The 19,885-nt window shown below is 43.5% G+C and carries 15 protein-coding genes; 3 read left to right on the top strand and 12 right to left on the bottom strand.

All coding sequences use genetic code 11. The features are described 5' to 3' along the window. Positions 1–7: 7 nt before the first annotated feature. Together srtB and H8Z79_RS03870 are read right to left on the bottom strand one after the other, a co-directional pair. Positions 8–907, bottom strand: coding sequence for a class B sortase (srtB, locus tag H8Z79_RS03875; RefSeq protein ID WP_015542369.1), 900 nt, complete (start codon positions 905–907; stop codon positions 8–10). Next, the gene (locus tag H8Z79_RS03870; protein WP_015542368.1) at positions 870–1,826 is read right to left on the bottom strand and encodes a DMT family transporter; all 957 of its coding nucleotides are present in this window, start codon (positions 1,824–1,826) and stop codon (positions 870–872) included. The genes srtB and H8Z79_RS03870 overlap by 38 nt, the downstream gene beginning before the upstream one ends. Before the next feature lie 187 nt (positions 1,827–2,013). Here H8Z79_RS03870 and H8Z79_RS03865 point away from each other — a divergent pair, with 187 nt between their 5' ends. Beyond that, positions 2,014–3,246 carry a 6-phosphofructokinase gene (locus tag H8Z79_RS03865; RefSeq protein WP_015542367.1) on the top strand — a complete coding sequence of 411 codons (1,233 nt, stop codon included), beginning with the start codon at positions 2,014–2,016 and terminating at the stop codon, positions 3,244–3,246. Positions 3,247–3,348: 102 nt separating this feature from the next. On the opposite strand, the gene H8Z79_RS03860 is transcribed toward H8Z79_RS03865, so the two are convergent. The 10 genes from H8Z79_RS03860 to H8Z79_RS16815 all read right to left on the bottom strand — a co-directional run bounded on the left by H8Z79_RS03860 (position 3,349) and on the right by H8Z79_RS16815 (position 16,763). Continuing rightward, positions 3,349–4,746: a uracil-xanthine permease family protein gene (locus H8Z79_RS03860; RefSeq protein WP_015542366.1), complete on the bottom strand. Its 1,398-nt coding sequence runs from the start codon at positions 4,744–4,746 to the stop codon at positions 3,349–3,351. A 227-nt stretch (positions 4,747–4,973) separates the two neighbouring features. Continuing rightward, positions 4,974–5,279: an ABC transporter permease gene (locus H8Z79_RS03855; protein ID WP_015542365.1), complete on the bottom strand. Its 306-nt coding sequence runs from the start codon at positions 5,277–5,279 to the stop codon at positions 4,974–4,976. Between the two features lie 226 nt (positions 5,280–5,505). Further along, on the bottom strand, positions 5,506–6,594 hold the full coding sequence (locus tag H8Z79_RS03850; RefSeq protein WP_015542364.1) for a class II aldolase/adducin family protein: 1,089 nt from the start codon (positions 6,592–6,594) through the stop codon (positions 5,506–5,508). A gap of 169 nt (positions 6,595–6,763) precedes the next feature. Further along, on the bottom strand, positions 6,764–8,452 hold the full coding sequence (locus H8Z79_RS03845; RefSeq protein WP_015542363.1) for a S8 family peptidase: 1,689 nt from the start codon (positions 8,450–8,452) through the stop codon (positions 6,764–6,766). Positions 8,453–8,524: 72 nt separating this feature from the next. Further along, complete coding sequence (locus H8Z79_RS03840; RefSeq protein ID WP_015542362.1) at positions 8,525–9,283, bottom strand: prolipoprotein diacylglyceryl transferase; 759 nt, start codon at positions 9,281–9,283, stop codon at positions 8,525–8,527. Beyond that, positions 9,280–10,113, bottom strand: coding sequence for an arginase family protein (locus tag H8Z79_RS03835; protein ID WP_225876905.1), 834 nt, complete (start codon positions 10,111–10,113; stop codon positions 9,280–9,282). The genes H8Z79_RS03840 and H8Z79_RS03835 overlap by 4 nt, the downstream gene beginning before the upstream one ends. A gap of 78 nt (positions 10,114–10,191) precedes the next feature. Next, positions 10,192–11,055, bottom strand: coding sequence for a class II fructose-1,6-bisphosphate aldolase (gene fba, locus H8Z79_RS03830; RefSeq protein ID WP_015542360.1), 864 nt, complete (start codon positions 11,053–11,055; stop codon positions 10,192–10,194). Between the two features lie 124 nt (positions 11,056–11,179). Further along, entirely contained in the window at positions 11,180–11,962 is a 783-nt protein-coding gene (locus tag H8Z79_RS03825) for a tetratricopeptide repeat protein (RefSeq protein ID WP_243023226.1), read from the bottom strand. After that, positions 11,959–13,221 (bottom strand): DUF5716 family protein, encoded by a 1,263-nt coding sequence (locus H8Z79_RS03820; RefSeq protein WP_015542359.1) that lies wholly within the window; start codon positions 13,219–13,221, stop codon positions 11,959–11,961. The genes H8Z79_RS03825 and H8Z79_RS03820 overlap by 4 nt, the downstream gene beginning before the upstream one ends. Further along, positions 13,218–16,763, bottom strand: a complete 3,546-nt coding sequence (locus tag H8Z79_RS16815) for a DUF5717 family protein (protein WP_225876904.1) — start codon at positions 16,761–16,763, stop codon at positions 13,218–13,220. The genes H8Z79_RS03820 and H8Z79_RS16815 overlap by 4 nt, the downstream gene beginning before the upstream one ends. A 189-nt stretch (positions 16,764–16,952) precedes the next feature. Between H8Z79_RS16815 and sigK the strand changes: the two genes are divergently transcribed. Together sigK and H8Z79_RS03805 are read left to right on the top strand one after the other, a co-directional pair. Then, positions 16,953–17,573 (top strand): RNA polymerase sporulation sigma factor SigK, encoded by a 621-nt coding sequence (gene sigK / locus H8Z79_RS03810; protein ID WP_118039787.1) that lies wholly within the window; start codon positions 16,953–16,955, stop codon positions 17,571–17,573. Between the two features lie 106 nt (positions 17,574–17,679). Continuing rightward, positions 17,680–19,839: a DUF5722 domain-containing protein gene (locus H8Z79_RS03805; RefSeq protein ID WP_118039788.1), complete on the top strand. Its 2,160-nt coding sequence runs from the start codon at positions 17,680–17,682 to the stop codon at positions 19,837–19,839. Positions 19,840–19,885: the final 46 nt, after the last annotated feature.

Raw genomic sequence — 19,885 nt, 5'->3', positions numbered from 1 at the left:
CCCTCCCTTATCCTGCGATATCAAGAGATATCTCATCCGTATTTTCCTCATCGGCTGTACTGCCCGTATTCGCCGCAGCACTATCTGCGTCCTCCGCATCAACTCTCTTACCCTGCACGACAAAACGGGTAGATTCATTGCCTGTACAGGTAGACAATGTCACGATCTTATCTTTGATCGTCAGATCTGTATCATCTGTCTGGATTTCGGAGTAACCTTTAATCGTCTCCAGATATTTCTCGAACTCTTCGCCCGGACCTTTAAACAGTGTATAGGTATCGCTGTTTACGCCGGTTGTATAAGCAGAAATGATCTCATAACGGTAATTGCGCTCCGGTGTCAGGATCCAGAAATATTTATCCTGCTTATAAAGCCTGTCATCCTCTCTGAATTTCTTCAGATGTCCGAACATCGAACCATTCTTCATATTATGGCCATATACAAGTGTATTGCAATCACTGAAATCACCACTGTTTTCATAATCCACAAAAATCGTTCCGGCAAAGTTGTAATTTTTCTCATAGGTCTGATGCAGGTATGTCTGGTTATCTTTACCTTTGACAATCGGATAGCTGATATCCGGAAGTGCATCTACATAAATCCATCCCACAACATCCTCATTGACACTCTTGAGTTTGTCAAAATCCACCTCGATCGGCGGTTTTAATTGTGCATTTGGTCCGGCAGCTTCGCCACTGTCAGCATCACGCTCGGTAACTGCCATTTCCTCGATCTGATTGTATTCATCTGTGCCTTTTTTGTATTCCGTGTAAATATGGTAGAGATTAAATGCCGCGTAGCAGAAAACCGCGATTGCAACGATCAGTGCGATCGTCAACAGCACATCACTCTTCTTTTTTTTCTTTTGTTCAGGCTGTTTCTGAGTGTTGTTTTTGTTTTCTTCCATAATCATACTCCTTAGGCTTAGTTTTATTGCTGCGTACCTTTTCAGGCATTCCAAGAAGGACAATTGCGATCACAGTCAGGAACAGTCCGGCAAATTCGATTGCAGTCGGTATCTCTCCAAAACAGAAAATGCCGAACACCATCGCTGCCACCGGCTCACCGGCTGCAAGAATGGAGACTTTTCCCGCATCCATATACTGAAAACCAATCGTATAAAATGTATACGGAAGGACTGCACCACAGATTGCATGAAGTACCATAAATATAACACCATGTGCAGGAGCTTCTGTAAAATACGCTCCAAGGATCTTCCAGTCGGTAAACGGAATCAATGTCACCGCAATCACAACCATACAGTAAAACGTGATCGTCAGTCCGGAGTAGCCTCTTTTCATGGCAATTTTGGTGAACATGCTGTACATGGCATAAAAAACGCCACTTGCCACTCCGAGAAAAATTCCGTAACCGCTGAGTTTCATGCCTCCAAGGCTTTCCAGCAATCCGCTTGCAAGACTGCATCCGAAAATTGCAAGTGCTGCACAGCCGGCCTTACGTATAGTGATCTTTTCTTTAAAAAACACTCTCGCAAGAATCAGAACGTACACTGGTGACAGGCTCAGAAGCACTGCTGCCAGTGACAAGTGTACATAATTTACCGCTTCATTATAGGTAAGATTTACCCCAAGCATGCCAAGCCAGCTTGCCAGCACAAAGATCCACAGATCCCTCAGACGTATTTTCAGCTGGTTCCTATCAATTACAGCAATTCCAATCAGCATCAGAATCACAGAAATCATTGTCCGCGATCCGACGATCGTCGCAGTATCCATTCCATAGCCACTTAAAGACCGTATAAAAATCCCAACGGATCCCCACAGGATTCCTGCTGATACCGGGAAAAACCAGGCAAATTTTTTCATTTGTGTTCTCCTCATCCATATCTCATCTGTTTGTTACTGTTCACTCCGTTCACAGCAACTCTGTTTCTCCCATGATATCACTTTTTCACAAAAATGGCTATGAGATTTTCCCATGATATGTTAAAATGAATTTATTATGGTTACTGTTCGCAGCAATCTATTATTATCCTAATCGGAGGTAGATACAATGGCAAAAAAAAATCTTATTGTCGGTCAGTCCGGCGGACCTACTGCCGTTATCAACAGCAGTCTTTATGGAGTTGTCTCTGAAGGCCTTGCCCATCCTGACACGATTGAACATGTATATGGTATGGTAAACGGCATTGAAGGATTTCTGAATGACCGTGTGCTTGACTTTGAAGAAGTTCTTCCGGGCGAAAAGCTTGAATACTTAACCCATACCCCGGGTGCCTATCTCGGTTCCTGCCGCTACAAACTGCCGGAATCTCTCGAAGATCCGGTTTATCCGGTACTTTTCCGCAAATTTGAGGAACTTAATATCGGCTGGTTCTTCTATATTGGCGGTAATGATTCCATGGATACCGTCAGTAAACTTTCCCGCTACGCGGCAAGCATCGGCAGTCCAATCCGAGTGATCGGTGAACCGAAGACGATCGATAATGATCTGGTAAATACCGATCATACCCCAGGCTTCGGAAGTGCCGCCAAATACGTTGCTGCTACAGTGCGTGAGATTACGACAGATGCCAACGTCTATGAAAAAAAATCTGTCACGATCATCGAGATTATGGGACGTCATGCCGGATGGCTCACTGCTGCCAGTGCACTTGCGCGTAAATACGAAGGAGACAATCCTCTGTTCATTTACCTTCCGGAAGTTGCTTTTGACCAGGATGTTTTCCTGCGTGATCTTGAAAAAGCTTTTGAGAAAAACTGTAATCTTATCGTCTGTGTTTCCGAAGGTATTCATGATGCTGACGGTACTTTCATCTGTGAATATGACAGTTCCGTAGGTACCGATACTTTCGGTCATAAGATGCTTGCCGGATGTGGCAAATATCTGGAAAATCTGGTACGCAGCCGTCTTGGTGTCAAGGCACGTTCTGTTGAGCTTAATGTCAGCCAGCGCTGCTCTGCTGCCTTAATTTCCGCAACGGATCAGCAGGAGGCTATTGACGCCGGAAAATTCGGTGTACAGGCTGCCCTTGACGGAGAAACAGGAAAAATGGTTTCCTTTATCCGCCAGACCGTTACAGACGGATCTTATCAGATGGTTTGCGGACTTGAAGATGTCAACGCCATCTGCAATGAAGAAAAAACAGTCCCTGTTGAATGGATCACTCCAGACGGACATGATGTTACCGAAGATTTTATCCGTTATGCCCGTCCGCTAATTCAGGGAAATATCTCTGTTCCTCTCGGAGAAGATGGTCTGCCGGAATTTGTATATCGTAAATAATTTTGATTCAGGACATTTAATTCTGATTGATGCAGCACCATACAAAAAGACAGCGGCGAATAATTCGTCACTGTCTTTTTTATTTTCTGTGGTATGTAATCCTTAATGCCGTTCAAATTCTTCATGGTCTTTGCGGATACGTTCTTTGACTCTCTTTCTGAGTCTTGCTTCATGTTTCTTTTCATCACTGCTCTTCGGCAGTATGATGTTCAATATAACTGCGATTAATGTTGCAAGTACGACCGGAGATTTACCAAAAATCGTTGTTACCCACCCCGGAAAACTTGCAAGTGCCGCGGATGCCTGTGAAACACCCACACCGATTGCTGCCGCAAGACCAACGATTGAGGAATTTCGGTAATCCATCTCTTCGGACGCTACCAGCTTCATTCCGGTCATGGCGATCGAAGCAAATACAGAAACCGTCGCACCACCAAGAACACACTGTGGAATCGTAGTCAGCAGCGCTGAAAACTTCGGTACGATTCCTGCGACACCAAGGATCACGGCTGCCAGCCCAAGCACCCAGCGATTAATAACCTTTGTCGTTGTCACGATACCAACATTCTGACTGTACGTTGCTGTCGGAAGTCCGCCAAGCAGAGCTCCGATTATATTTGTTACTCCATATGCGGTGATACCATTCTGTAATTCTCTGTCTTCCGGTTCACGATCCATAGCACCGATCGTTGTCGCAGAATAATCTCCGATTGCCTGAACAGAGTTGATTGCAAACAGCAGCCCGATTGCCACACAGGCAGAAATCTCAAAATGAATTCCAAAATGCATGAACTGCGGAAGCTGAAACATTTTTGCCTGTCCCACGCTTGACAGACTGACCATTCCAAACGGAATTGAAACCACGTATCCTACAATGATACCAATTAAAATAGAGGCCAGTTTCAGAATTCCCCTGCCAAAATGATTCAGTCCTGTCACAACCGCCAGTGTCAGAAATGCCACAAGCCAGTTCTGCCAGGAACCATAATCCGAATTACTTGTTCCGCCGGCCATATAATTAATTGCTGTCGGATAAAGGGAAAGTCCGATTGTAAATACAACGGTTCCCGTAATCAGCGGCGGGAAAAATACGCGAATTTTTTTAACCAGAAGTCCCATGATAATTGCCACAATGCCGCCAATGATCTGTGCTCCCAGAATCGTACTGATTCCGTACCCTTCTGCGATTGCCTGCATACTCGGTACATAGGCAAAACTTACTCCCATGATCATAGGAAGACCAGATCCTAAATTAAATCCCTTCTTCTTTCCAATTGGAAATAGCTGGAGCAATGTGGACAATGCCGATACCACCAGCGATGCCTGAATCAGAATCACTCTGTCTTTTGCACTTAATCCATCACCACCTACTGCTCCGGCTACAATGATTGCCGGTGTAACGCAGCCCACAATCATTGCGACTACATGCTGCAATGCCAGCGGAAGTGCCTCCTGAAATTTCGGAATGCCGTTCAGTTCAAAAATGCTTCCTCTTTTCATGTTTTCTCCTGACTGGTTTTCAATACGATCTCCGTTTTTGTATATTGAAAATCCGATTGACTGTTATTTGTTGAACAGTCCTATTTTTCTTGTAATTATAACAAATTTCAGTCTCAAAAACAATTCGTGAGGTTTAAAATTTTTGCCGTCATTGCTACCAAATTTTTCAATGCATTTTTGTATATTTTTCTGTAATTTTCTTTATTTTACCAGTTCAAAGAAATCTGTCAGATCATCCGTCTCGCACTCACCTTTTTCCATCCAGAAATCTGCCATTTGCTGGCACCCAGCGTTTTCGCCGCATTTATCATGTTTCGGTCTACACCGGATACGGTATCGCATACCATCAGTACCAGCTGAAAAAAGGTTCCCAGAAAAATAATCGTATATTTCTGTGTCTCATCAATTCCCAGATAAAGAAGTGTCAGGGGAACCAGTGCCACAACCGGCAGATATCTGGCGAATCCAATGATCAGTGCAAAACATATTCCTGATAAAATCTTTCCGTTATCTCTTACTGTCTTTTTCTTCATGTCTGCATCCTTTTCTTTTTTGCTTTACCATGGCGCAACAGTGATATGTCAACCTATGTTTTCCCAAAAAGCAAGGCTTTTTTTCAACGTAAAACATTTTTCCAGAAAAAAAGAACCATCCATAAGTACGGTTTCTTTAAATAATCCGTACTCTGAATGATTCTTTACTTTTTCTGCTTATATTATAATGTCTGTCCGAAACACTCTTATGAGATTTTTCAGATCATTATTTCTTACTGCGGTATGCTTCTGCTTCCCAGTGTGTAATAAAATATGTAATCTCATCTGTCATCTGCAGCGGACCGCCAAAACTTTCCGCATATACGGCAAGCTTAATGGCATCTTTGACCAGAAGCTGTGCCTTCGCTGCTTTTTCCTTATCATCTTCCATGATAAATGCACCTATACCCTGTACAAGGATCAGGCGTGGCTCTTTGTCATTCTCTTTCATAAATGCATCCAGCACTTCTCTTGCCTGATCAATATTTTCTACAAATAACGGATATGGTCCGCAATATACAATGTGATCCGGTGTAAATGGTTTCAGAAGCGGCGCTGCTGATGTTTTATCTTTTACAAAATTATCAGCTTCTGCAGCCGGTACAACTTCTACTGCATGTCCAAGTAACTGAGAAAGCTTCTGTGCCGCCTGCTCTTTTTCCGGTGTAACAGTATCACTTACATCGGCTGTTCTCTTGACCTGTTTTTCTAATTTACTGATCACACTATCAAATAACACACCGATCTCTTCTACTGTATTTGCTGCAACAAAAATTCCGTGATTCTGAAGCAGAAGTACCTGCACATCTTTTCCGTATTTCTCTTTATATGCATTCATTTTTTCGAAGCAAAGACGTGCAAGTGTATAGCCCGGTTTGCAGATATCGATCCAGAGCACCTCCTTGCCAAGAAGTTCTTCGCTAAGCGCCTGCGCACCTTTTCCACAGGTCAGTCCATTGATAAGGGTCGGATGCACATGCAGCACATAAGTATATGCAAATAAATTGTGAAGCAGTGCTTCTACACTCGGACGTTTTGTCTTATCATCGTCTGTCACAGCAGCCATTACATCTGCAAGGTATGCAGCTTCACGTTCCACATCATTTTTCGGATATTCCGTTTTCATGATTTCGTTCAGACGTGCTCTGTCCATTTTGACAAATCCTTCTGCCTTAATTGTGGCAAGCTGTGTGCCGGAACCTTTTACATAAAGTGTCGTATCATCCTTTACCGAAGTATTGCCACCGCCTGCCAGCACATAAGCCGGATTACTTCCGTAAGTGTTTGACATTTTTACTAAAGTTGAAAGATCCATAAGTCTAATTCCTCCTCATTTGTCGTTATATAATTTTCCACTTCTCATTGTACACGATATGAAACGATTTAGCTATGTAAATTTCATTGTTTGACATCTGTAATCTAAAATAATGTTACTGTTCACTCCGTTCACAGCAGCTTGGTCAAAATCCATGTCTCTCATTTTCTCACGTCAGCAGCTCGAACGTATGATACAGATCCAGCCTTCCATAACCCCATTCCGGATTAGGGTAGATCAGATTCAGATCGCGAACCGCGCCTCTGCTCAGGTAATTTTTTACGCTGTTTCCGGTAAAATAGGGTTCGTTTTCCCTGATCAGGGACCATTCAAATAAGAGTGCTGCAATTCCCGCTGTCTGGGCCGCCGCAAGGCTGGTTCCTGTCGCGGGCGCAAACTCTGCACCGGCTCCGATCGAAGCCGTCAGGATATCCACTCCGGGGGCAGCGAAATCCGGTTTTACCACATTTTCTGTATTATATCCGCGGCTTGCCTGCACATACAGGCTGTTATCCCGGTACTGGTATGCCGTAACAGTCATCGCGTCCGCTGCATCTCCGGGTGATGTAACTGTATATTCCGGTGAAGGTTCCAGAAAATATGTATCATCTGAGATCATCCCACGCACCGGAAGCCACATATGGAAACGGCTTTCCCCGGGTATTCTCTCTCCCACCAGAAACTTCCATATACCAACCGCAGGATGCAGAAACCGAATAAAAATCAGTGTATTTCCCGTACGCCGCTCAATCGGCACATAATTCACCAGTACTTTTGTCTCGACAAATACAAATGACAGTTCCTGTGTGCTGTTTTTCAGCGATGTGCTGACTGAAAGCTGCTCTCCTGCCGGTGACTGAATCGTCATAGAATAAAAATTAGGAGAGTCTCCCCAGAATTCCAACATAAATCCTCTGGTACTCTCCTTTTCTCCCACACGCAGTTCTATCGTGTCTCTCATATTTACTGCAGTTAATGTCTTCATATAATGATGCCTTGCCGTACCTTCATTTCCTGCCGATACTGAAACAGCATTCTGGCTGAATGCCGCAATGCTGTTGATATATTCATTCAGCGGCCCCTCACCCTGATGTGCCCCCATACTGCTTCCAAGCCCGATACAGATTGACAGCGGTTTCTGATTTTCTGCCGCCACACGCAAAACATAAGCAATCGCAAGCATGATATCGTCTTCCTGATAAATATCCGCATCCTGTGGAAGAAGGTAAAAATCACGCAGATACCGCTTTGCCTGTTTCAGCTTGACAATCACAAGTTCAGCCTCCGGCGCTGCTCCTGAAAAACCTTCTTTTTCGATACTGTAACCTGCCGCCGTGGCAGCTACTCCCGTCCCGTGCCCACTTTTGTCCATTGACGGAACCACTTCCCACGGATTTTCTGCCGAAAGAGCCTGCTCAATCTCAACTCTGGTAAATTCTCTCCCAAACGGAATCTTCTCCGTCATTCCGCCATCCAGTTCCTGATCCCAGATACTCAAAATCTTACTGGTCATTCCCCTGTGAAATGCCGGATGCAGATAATCAATTCCGGAATCAATTATTGCCACCAGTGTTCCGCTGCCCTTAAGTTTCAGATATGGATGCCCATGAAGTCTTGTTACCCCAGACGCGCTCAGCGCACCAGTATCCATATATGTATAGCATCTTGGAATAGACGAATAAGAGTAACTGTTTAATTGCAGTTCCGGGATTTCCCGCATCGGTACATACAATACCCCAAACAGGTCATTGATGATCTGAAATGTCTCATCCGGCTGATATTCCGGTACTCCCTGTATATTTTGCTTATAACGGATGATAAAATTTTCATATTGCTGGTCCTGTGCCGGTACGCTCATCTTCTCTGCTCCGCTTCTTCTCTTTCCTTACAGCCTATGAAAAAATTCTTGCTTTATGAATCCGTTAAAACCTTATGCATTTTTCTTTTTTGTACGCGTAATCAGAATCAGCATTCCGGCTGCCAGAATAAACAGGCTGATAAACTGTGAAGTCGATAAACTTCCCACACTTCCCCTGATCAGATCTCCACGGAAAAATTCCAGCGCAAATCTTCCGATACTGTAAAAAATCAGGTAAAAAGCTGCAACCTGTCCGTCTGATTTTTTATGTCTTGCAATATATAAAAGGAGAGCAAAATGCAGGAAATCAAGAACACTTGAATAAATCTGTGTCGGAATCAGCGCCACATGGTTCGGTGCAAAATCGGAATTCTGAAAGGTAACGGATAATACGCTGTCCGTTTCTCTTCCGTAACAGCATCCTGCCAGAAAGCATCCGATCCTGCCAAAACCCTGCGCCAGCGCTACGGACGGCATCACAAGGTCAAAATATTTCCAGAAATCTGCTTTTTTGATCCGACAGTACATCCATCCAGCCAGGATACCTCCGATAATTCCGCCATATACAACAAAACCATCCGCCAGCGTGTCAAAGAAAAATCCCGGATCTTCTGCAATACTTTTCCATTCTGTGATCCAGAACAGGATCTTGGCACAGACCAGACCACCCACCAGGCACCAGAGAACAAGTGAAAACACATGCTCACTGTCCAGGTTTTGCTTTTTTGCTCTGTATTCTGTAACGACCCATGCTGCCAGCACACCTATCGCGATCATAAGGCCATAACCATAAACAGTCAGCGGTCCGATCGTAAAAAGTTCATTTTTCATTCCGAGCCCATCCTTTCAGATGATTTTCGCATTTTCTCCCATAGTCTCAAAATAGCTTCATTCGCGTGATCATTCAAAAAATCCTCACTGCCGGAATCCTGATCACACTCACCGCAGACATCCATTCCGACTACATTCTGCAGCTCCAGCACAACTTCAAGGAAACTCATAAGTTCCGAAAGATGCATGTCTCCCTGACTCCAGGTAGTTGAAGCATCTTCTTTACAAAGAACATCCTTATCCACTGAAATATATAATGGCAGATCTGCATCCAGATTTTTAAAGAAATCCTCTTTCTCTTCTGCCGTCATCATACTTAATTTCTCACGGGACAAAAAACAGACTTTCTGCTGCAATTCCGGCTCTACCTGTACATAAGCCTCTTCATCCGGACCAACAAGGATCACTTCATGCAGAAGCGGAAGTTCTTCCAGTGATGCCGCAATCCAGCCTCCACAGGACAAAAGTCCCCCGAATGCCGGTGGCTGCATATCTGTGTGATTATCAAAAACAAGCAGTCGAAATGGTACTTGCTGCTTTTCAAGCCACAGACGTGTCATATAATGATAATTTCCCGAATCAATAAAATGAATTCCATTTCCTGTATAATTCTGAATTTCTTCACAAATCCGATCTGCCGCTTCCGCATCACAGTAACAGTTGCATCCGGAAAGATCACTCAATTCTGTCCAGAATATTTCTTTCTCTGCATGATCTTTATAAAAACTCTGATTTTTATAAATCCCGGAGAAATTCATTATGACTGTTTCTTTAAGGTCAATTATCTGCGTTATTTTGTTATTTTTGTTTTTCTCTGTATTTTTCATCATGGTGCTATCTTAACAAAAAGGAACCGATGCCAGAACACCGATTCCTTATTTTCTTCCTTAACGGATATTATGCAATTCTCAGGCTTTTCCAACAGAACCGAAAAGTTCCATTTTTTCTTTAACAGTAGCTTTGATTGCTTCTGTTCCAGGAGCAAGAAGTTTACGTGGGTCAAAGCCTTTACCCTGCTGATCTTTGCCTTCTTCGATGTATTTACGTGTAGCTGCTGCGAAGGAAAGCTGACACTCTGTATTAACGTTGATCTTGGATACACCAAGGTCGATTGCTTTCTTGATCATATCTGCCGGGATACCTGTACCACCGTGAAGTACAAGCGGCATATCTCCGGTAAGCTTCTGGATAGCATCCAGAGTTTCAAAGCTTAAGCCTTTCCAGTTTGCAGGATATTTACCGTGGATGTTGCCGATACCTGCTGCAAGGAAGTCGATACCAAGATCTGCAACCATCTTGCATTCCTGAGGATCTGCGCATTCGCCCATACCTACAACACCGTCTTCTTCACCACCGATGGAACCAACTTCTGCTTCCAGAGACATTCCATGCTCAGCAACGATCTTAACCAGTTCTTTTGTTTTTGCTACGTTCTCTTCGATCGGATAATGGGAACCATCAAACATGATAGATGTGAAGCCTGCTTCTACGCATTTCAGGCATCCTTCATAGCTGCCGTGGTCAAGATGAAGTGCAACCGGAACAGTGATGTTCAGCTCTTCCAGCATACCTTTAACCATACCAACAACTGTTTTGTAACCTGTCATGTATTTTCCTGCACCTTCGGATACACCAAGGATAACCGGAGAGTTGAGTTCCTGTGCGGTAAGCAGGATTGCTTTTGTCCACTCAAGGTTGTTAATGTTGAACTGACCTACTGCATAATGACCAGCTTTTGCTTTTTTCAACATTTCTGAAGCGTTTACTAACATGATAAATTCCTCCTAATCTTTTTGGGTGGTATTACCAGACCCAAATTATATGTTTAGTTTAACAGATTAAGTCTGTTTCGTCTACCTTATTTGTATAAAAAAACTGTATACATTGTGATTATTTTCACGAACCCGTACTTCTGTGATATTCTGATGTAAGGTGATTAAGAATATCGTCCATATTTTGAGAATTTACTTTTTTCCCCGGAACTTGCGCAAATTCTTTTTTTCTGTTCTGCACGGCAGTCAGTATTTCTTCTTCCACTCCCAGCGTCTTTGCCATATTTTTGTATTCGTCTTCACTGTGTGACATAGAAAAAGCCATCAGATACGTTTCCAGTGCTTCTGTACTCCGGCTTCCCTCATATGCTCGGCGGAAACACTCGATTGCTTTATCCATCTGGAAAAGATAACTGTATGCACAGCCAAGGTTATGATAAATACATTCTGTCAGACCTTCCCGTATCTCTTCGAGATCTTTTCTGTCAAGTAACTTCTGGTAAACCTGAATCGCATGAACATACATTTTATTTTCCATCAGAGCATCACCTTTGCATTTTTCACGCATCGCCGGCGTTTCTTTATCAAATTTCTGCAAACGAGTATTCAATACTTTCAGTTCTTCATAGGTCAGATAATTGATTTCCTTAAATACCGGATAGACAAGATCCTCGGCACTTGCAAATTTTCCCATTTTCGGACGCAGCTTTGCTGCAAGTGCAGGAAGTTTCAATTCCTCTTGGATCCAGTTGCACAGTCCTTCATTAAGGATTGTCTGATCGATCAGATACAGATTATTGTCAAGATAATAGCATAATTCTTCCAGCGAATAAATATTCATGCTGATATTTTCGATAAAGTAAGGTATCTCTGCCCTTCCGGTCTGGCACAGTATATATCCGCTCACGCAATCCCCTCCTGCCATCTGGTCGTTTCTTTCCATTCTTTCCCCGAAGCCGGAAACATCTCTCCAAATCCAAGGTCTTTCACTGTGATACAACATTCTTCCGCCGCTACATAACGAAGTAATACACTGAGGCGTGTCGTTCTGTTTGGACGCTGTGGAAGCCCCGGAAGCTTCATTACGACATGTCTTCTTTCGGATTCACTCATATGCTCTACTACAAATACCAGCTCATCTGTATCATCCAGGATCAGTTCAATATCCGCACTGCTTTCGTACCAGTTTCTTCCGGCCTCGATCAATGGATAATACGTCGGTGCTCCCATAACACGCATCTCCATTCCCACACTCGTAAGAACAAGCGACCGGCTCATATACCGATAATCCCGAAGCCTGTGCGTAATTAAGCGTTCTGCCCCGGCTGCACATGCTCCTCTGGCAAACAGATTGTTTCCATAAAATACTTTACGTTTCTGATAGCATAGAAGTTTAACTGATTTCTTCGCCCATTCCTGATCAAATCCATCTCCGTTGATCTGAATACTGGAGTAGAGTTCTTTCCCAAGTGTATTTTGCACGAAGGCATAAAAATCCGCATCCCTCTGCTCCATATCTTCACTCAAATCTGTCTCTACCGGTGTTTCCAGCATTACAGGAACCGGTTTGTTGCCGGCGTTCATAACCATTCTGCGGAATGTCACATGCCGGTCACGGAAACTGTACCAGCCAACACTCCTGTTCCATGTTTCTATTTTCTGTGTCATCACATAATAATAGAAGCTTTCCTCGTAATCCTGAAGAATACAGCATTCTTTCAAAATTCCCAGAAATCCACATGCTTTCTGCAGATTATCTACCTGCACAGCATCCAGTGTTTCCACGGAGATCACCAGTGCGCGGATGTTTTTTTCCACATCGGCAACACCGAGAAGGTTCAACATTCCGCGAATATAATATGCCAGCAGTTCCCACGGTTCCTTTTGTTCTTCTGCAACAGTGACCCTCTCTCTGCTCTTTGAAACCGCATAGAGATCACTGATCAGAAAGCCACCCTTTTCTCTGGCAAAATACTCTGCTTCCAGACCAACACAGTAATCCCCCTGTTCCAGTCGCCGGCAGAGACTGGTTGGCATCTCAAACTGGCTGCTGCCCACCTTTACCGGAAGTGAACGCGGTTCATCTGCCTTGCGGTCATAATAACAGATCTGAGAATATTCTTTTCCAAAATCAATTCCGATTATCAAATCTTTTGTCTCGTTCATTTCTCATTTTCCTTTTTGATGGTGAACATACTCTGTACGTATTGTTCCTGCCGCATAAACCGTTTCAGCTCTTTTTCTGCCTCATGTTTTTTGCCGAGTTTTCTTGCCGAAAGAATCTGATTCAGAACCTGATATCTGCTCCCCGGTGTCCCTTCGATCTTTTTCATTGTAAGAACACGTTCCACGGTTTTCTGCACTTTCTTTCCATCATCAATTTTGAAATAATACCGCAGTGTTTCTCCATAAAATAATGTAAACGCACGTACAAAAATACCCTGATACATTTCTTTCAGCGGCTCGCATTTGTATTCTCTGTCATTTCCGATTCCGGTATCCAGGCTGTAAAACAGAGTTACTTTCGCCCCCGGCGCCGCATGACATTCCACAAATGTCTTATCATCCAGCTGGTAAGGACTTAGAAGCTCCGGTGACAGTCTTCGGAAAAAGCCGAACATCAGATGTTCCTTCGCACATTCTTTCAGTATTCCCTGCTGAATACCTATATATTCCGGTTTTGGATCCTGTTCTCTGGAAATTTCTTTCAGAAGGGCAAGCCTGCAGATTCTGTTCACTGGCCATTTGTTAAGATAAGCATATTCCAGACGTCCACGCACAAACGCGCTCATCGTGTATTCTTTTACAAATACTCCGTATGCTACCTGTGTCAGGTAAGCTCCGATGATCCGTTCCTTTCCTGACTGACTGACATAAGATTCCAGAACCGCTTCACCCTCTTTGCGGTAATCCGAAGTAAAGATCAGGAGGCTTAAAATACGTTCTTCCAGATCATATGTTTCCATTTCGAATCCTCTGGCACTCTTCCAGATAGAAAGGAGCTCGTCCATCGGACCGAAACGATATTTCATCAGATAATATAAAATGACTTCATCGTATTTTCCATTTCGATATACTTCAGATGCAAGTGCCAGAAGTTCCTCATCTTCTGCCATATCACTCTTTAATATCATGCGACTTGTAAGCTTCAGAAGGCTTGTAAGCTCCAGTCCTTCATATCCGAATTCTTCTACAAGTCCCATTGCCTGACGGAACAGTCTGCGGGAAATCAGAACCTCCAGAAGTGTCGTACGGTCAACCAGCGCATACTGACGGTAATCCATTCTTTCAAGGTATTTATCAAGATCCTGTCCATGTACATTCTGTGCATAAAATTCCAGAATCTTTTTGCGTATGGATCTGCGGTATGTTTCCGTACAGGAGGATAATTCTGCAAGGCGCTGAAAATATGCCAGATTTTCCCGGTTCATTTTGGCCGTCTCACAATAATGAAGCAAGAGTCCCGGCTCTTCGACACCCAGTTTCAATAATTCAGAAACAACTTTCTCCTCATCCGTCAGCTTTTTCAGATTATATGGTATCGTTGCTGCATAACGACGCTGTTTGTCATCCTGAAAAAGAATTGCCGCATCATTCGTATATATCCGGATATAGGCCACGCCCTGACTGCACGGGTATATCTCTTCCTCCTGAAGCTGCTCATGACGAACAACTACCTGCCGTACCTTGTCATCATCGCAATACAGCCTGTGTGTAAACAGTTTCGGTGCAAGGCGCTCACCTTCTTCTCTACTGAGCGGATCAAACAGAAATTCCTGATAAAGTATTGCATAATTTTCATCCAGCTGTCCGTCACAGAGTTTCCGATATGCAAAACGCTCCATGCTTTCTTTATAATTTTCGTATGTATGCGGATCTGTGTCTTTCGCAGCGATCACGCTCGCATAAACATATGCCTTACGTGCATCCCCAAGAGAATTATCATTGTAGGCAAAATACATCAGAAGTGACTTCGGCAGCTGTCTGCTGTAAGAAATATCCATTGTTTCCACATAATATTCGTACAATCTGGTAATTCGAAGGCCCTGATCAACCGCCAGCGAAAACCATCGGAAATACTTTTGTTTCCGCGGTTCCCCCTTCATAATATATTTACAGATTGCCTCCAGTACATCGTCCGAAGGAAACTTCTCATAGCCCGCTGCCAGTGCCTGATACAGACTGCCGTAAAATTTCTTTTCATAGCCGGAAAGATATGCAAGACGCATCACAAGTTCTTCCGTGAGAAGTCCATGCTTTCCGGCAAAACAAAACACCTGCATCCAGAATGGACTCAGACGATGCAGAAGCGAAACATCCTCACTGATGAGATTCCACGCTTCCACATAAAGGAGCGGACTGAAACACCCCTTTTCATAAAGTTCTTCCAACATAAACAGTACTTTCGACGGTGTCGTTCTGTATGTACTGTCCAGCTGAAGAAGCAGCCACAAAAGTGTAAAACTGTCTTCTTTCTGACGAAAGAAATTCTGCAGCCGCGAAACCGCCTGGCCTTTATCACGGTATAAACCACACGCTGTACAAAGGTACAGATAAACACCTGCCTGCTCCAGCTCTTCTCTGGTAAACTCTCTGAGCTGATATTGTTTCAACAGGGCTGCCGCAGTCTGGTCATCACCTTTTATGTGTGCAATATATCCCTGATAAAAATGATATTCCGGATATTCGCATCCTGAAACCTTCAACTGATCCAGAACTCGTTCAGCACGTGAAAGCCAGGTCTCACGATCTGTATGTCCGATACGGTATTCTATATAATCATGTATAAGCTCTGCTTTGTGTTTCTTTTCTTCTCTGTGAATGTCAATACGAATCTGCGGACTCTTTGACGCAGTCACCTGATATCGCAGTTCCTGATACGGACTTCTTACAACAATCTCTCCAATCTGGTTACCGGATTTTAACTGATCTGCATGAATGACGTAGTTCAGTTTCAGGCAGCTTCCGATGAATTCCTCATCTGTAACAATCTTACGTTCCGGCTCAAGAAATCCGCCTTTGCTTTCTATATCCAGACGGAGATGTCCCCAACCGCTCCTCTGGATCTCAAAAGATTCCTGTATGGTTTCTTTGATATTGTAAAATTCTGTTTCCGTTGTTTTAAGTGAAATCGAAACGGCCTCTTTTTGTTTCGTGGCAACCAGAAATTCTTCCAGATTCTGCCATGTCACAGGCTGCTTTGAAAGGCCTGCGTAAAGTGCCTTCTGTTTCGGATCTGTTTCTGCGATCACAGTGGAAAAATTTTTATCTGTAAAAATCCTGTAAGCCTCTCTGAAATCCTTACGTGCAATCTGCGTTAGCGCTTCCAAATTTCTTACTTCGCTTCCAAAGCTTCGCATTTCTTCTTTTACAGCCTGAATCCGAAACGGAATCTTGTACTCACCTGTGCTTGAAGTTACACACAACCAGCCGCTGCATACCTCTCCCGGTCGCATACCTGAGCCGTCTATTCCATAAGGCATCCGCACTGTCGTGCCGGAAAAGCGGCTGCTGCCCGGTACAAATCTGCGGTTCGAAGACGTCACATATCCCTGAATCCGGTCATTGTTTTCTGTTCCAAAATAGAGTTCACCCTGCGCTGTGCTTCCGGCTTCCAGCGCAATTTCCAGCCGGTCCTTCGAAAAAAGGAGTTCCGGCTGCTCGTATTCAAATTTTCCGTTCAGTATCTGTTCTAGCTTTTTTTTCAATCTGGTTCACCTGATCATCCTTGAAATCGTATTTACGTATTGAAATTATTATACACTACATCCCGGCGAGAAGCAAGAAAACGCCCGGTACAGGTAATTATTGTTTCATTATTTTTTTATTTTCTGGGAAAAGCACAGCAAACTTGTCTGTAACATAGACTATATAGAAATCCCCTTTGAGGTGGACATTTGAAAACATTCTTAAAACCTTTGACTTCCGCAGAGGAAAAGCTCTGCCTCAAACGCTGCCGGAAAGGGGATCCTGAAGCAAAACGTATTCTTATTGAACATAACCTTCGTCTGGTCGCTCATGTTGCAAAAAAATATCAGAATACAGGTGAAGATCTCGAAGATCTGATTTCCATCGGAACAATCGGGTTGATCAAAGCAATCTCCACTTTTGATATTGACCGATCCGCCAGACTTTCCACTTATGCTGCGCGGTGCATTGACAACGAACTTCTGATGATGCTCCGTTCACGCAAAAAATGTTCCAGAGAAGTCTCTCTGTATGAACCGATCGGGACGGACAAAGAAGGAAACGAGATTAGTCTGCTTGATATCATCGAAAGCCCACCGATAGACGTCATCGAAAATTATTCCACACAACAGGACATTCTTCATCTCCTTTCTTCTATAAAGAGCATTCTTTCTCCAAAAGAATATCAGGTCATCTGCTACCGATACGGCATCTTTAATGAACCTGAGCTGACGCAGCGTGAGATTGCCGCCCGCCTTGATATCAGTCGCTCCTACGTCTCCCGCATTGAAAAAAATGCTCTGAAAAAATTACGAACGCTCTTCCATTGATTTTCTCTGAAAAATCTTCTAAAATCAAATCATAGAAGAATCATAACTGTTCGGTGTCCTCACAGTTACGATGAATCAATCTATAACCGGAAGGAGATTAATTTTTATGAAAATCAAAAGATACGGCTCATTTCTTTCACATATGCGCAGGCTTTCAGGCTGTATCCTTATTATACTGCTGTGCCTGACTTTATGTGGTACGCTCACCGAACCAGTCACCGTAAACGCGGCGGCCAAGCCGGTTTCCATCACTTCCTGCAAACTAAAAGGAAAAAGCAGGATACGAGTCACTGCTACTGCCACTAACACAAAAAAAATACATGGCTCCAGATGTTACCTTTTTGCACTGGCTCCCGGAAGCAGCAATCTTTCCTCTTCCGCACGTCCGATTGCATCTGCCCGCAAATCAAAAAAGATGACTTTTTCCTGCCGTTCCACGCAAAACGGCATCAGTCTTCTTTATCACAGCTTTGCAATTGCTTCACGAAACAGCAGGGGAAAATACACCATTATCAGCAGTAAGCGTTATATATCCAATCCCGGAGCACTTGCCAGTTACCGCTGCCGTTTTCCCAAAGCGGTTTCCAAAAAAGGGCTGCAGATCAACGCAGATATGCTCGAAGATGCTGAAGAGCTGAATGTACATAACTCCGTCATCAATATCGATTTCAGCCAGCTTCTTGCACCTCCTGTTTTACAAAACTCAAATTATTCTTATTCATGGAAATACAACGGCAGGACCTACTGGTTCGTAAAGGACTCTGTTTCCTATTATGACCGGCAGCTTCAGTCATTAAAGTCCACGTCCTCCGTCAACAGTGCCGTTCTTCTTTTAAGCTGGCGTGATGATCTGAAAGGACTGATTTATCCACAGGGACGTTATAAGGGACACAGTTTTTATGCATGGAACACCGTCGATTCTTCTGCAAGAAATCAATTACAGGCTACCCTTAATTTTCTTGCCAGACGTTATAGCAGTACCAACGGAAAATACGGACGTATCGTAAACTGGATTGTCGGAAATGAAGTCAATAATTACCGGACGTATAATTATGCAGGTTCCAAAACCCTGAATCAGTATGCAAAAATCTATGCTGACCAGTTCCGTCTGGCATACAATACTCTGACAAGCGTTTATTCCAATGCAAGAGTTTACATTTCACTTGATCATCTGTGGAATACCAACAACGTAAGTGGTACCTTTGCATCAAAGAAAATGCTGGACAAGTTTGCTTCCAAACTCCGTGCCGGCGGTAATATTTCCTGGAATCTTGCCTATCATCCGTACAGTTCTCCGCTGACAGAACCACGGTTCTGGGCAAACACAAACAGGCAGCTTACAAAATCTCTTTCCTCCCCTGTTATCAATATGGGAAATATTCATATTCTGACGAATTATATCCGTCAGAAATACGGTTCCAAAACAAGAATTATTCTTTCAGAACAGGGCTATACCTCCGTACAGAACGGCAAAAATGTAGAAAAACTTCAAGCGGCGGCGATTGCTTATTCATATCTGATTTCTGAATCTGACAATATGATCGACTCTCTTATTATTCACCGTCAGGTCGATCATCGTGATGAGATCAGACAGGGACTGAACCTCGGATTATGGACAACTTCTGCCGGTTCTTCATCTCCTGAGCACGCAAAATCAAAAAAGCTCTCCTGGAACATCTACAAATATATGGACACCAGCCGTTCCAATTCTGAAACAAAGTCTTTGACTTCTGCAATCGGAGCCACCAGCTGGAAACAGCTCATTCCTTCATACAGCAGTAAACTGTACAATAAAGTATCCTGTACGATTGGAAAACTTACTCAGGTAAATGGTTACAAAAAAACCGGTTCAGTTTCCGGCAGCTGGACATTCTACGGCGCTTCCAGACGTTTCAGTAAAAAAGGCGATATTTTTACTGTATACCGGGATGCCTCCCGCAATCAGAATATTTCGTGGGGATATACACAAAGCTTTAAGAAAAAACTTAATGTTTCTTCTTCTCCACGTTTCTGCACCACACTTCGTGTGACCGGTGCAAATAAAAGTTCTGTTCAGATCAAACTACGCTTTTTCAGTGGAAAACAGTATTTTGAGTGTACACAAAACGTGCCTGCCAGCAGGATTGTTCATTTGTCTACTTCTCTTGCAAAATGGAAGTACCGTAAAAAGATTACCAAAATCCAGATTCTTGCTCAACCCGTGAACGGAGCTTCCTGGAAATCCGGAGCAAGATTTGAACTTACTGCACCGGTACTGAGCCGCTAATCACTCTGAAATATTCAATTATCAGCAGCCAAAAAGATCAGGTACC

It is taken from the genome of Blautia intestinalis, from assembly GCF_014297355.1.
GTDB lineage: Bacteria > Bacillota > Clostridia > Lachnospirales > Lachnospiraceae > Blautia_A > Blautia_A intestinalis.
Note: the sequence above shows the minus strand (reverse complement) of the source record. Positions and strands in the feature narration are given on the sequence as shown.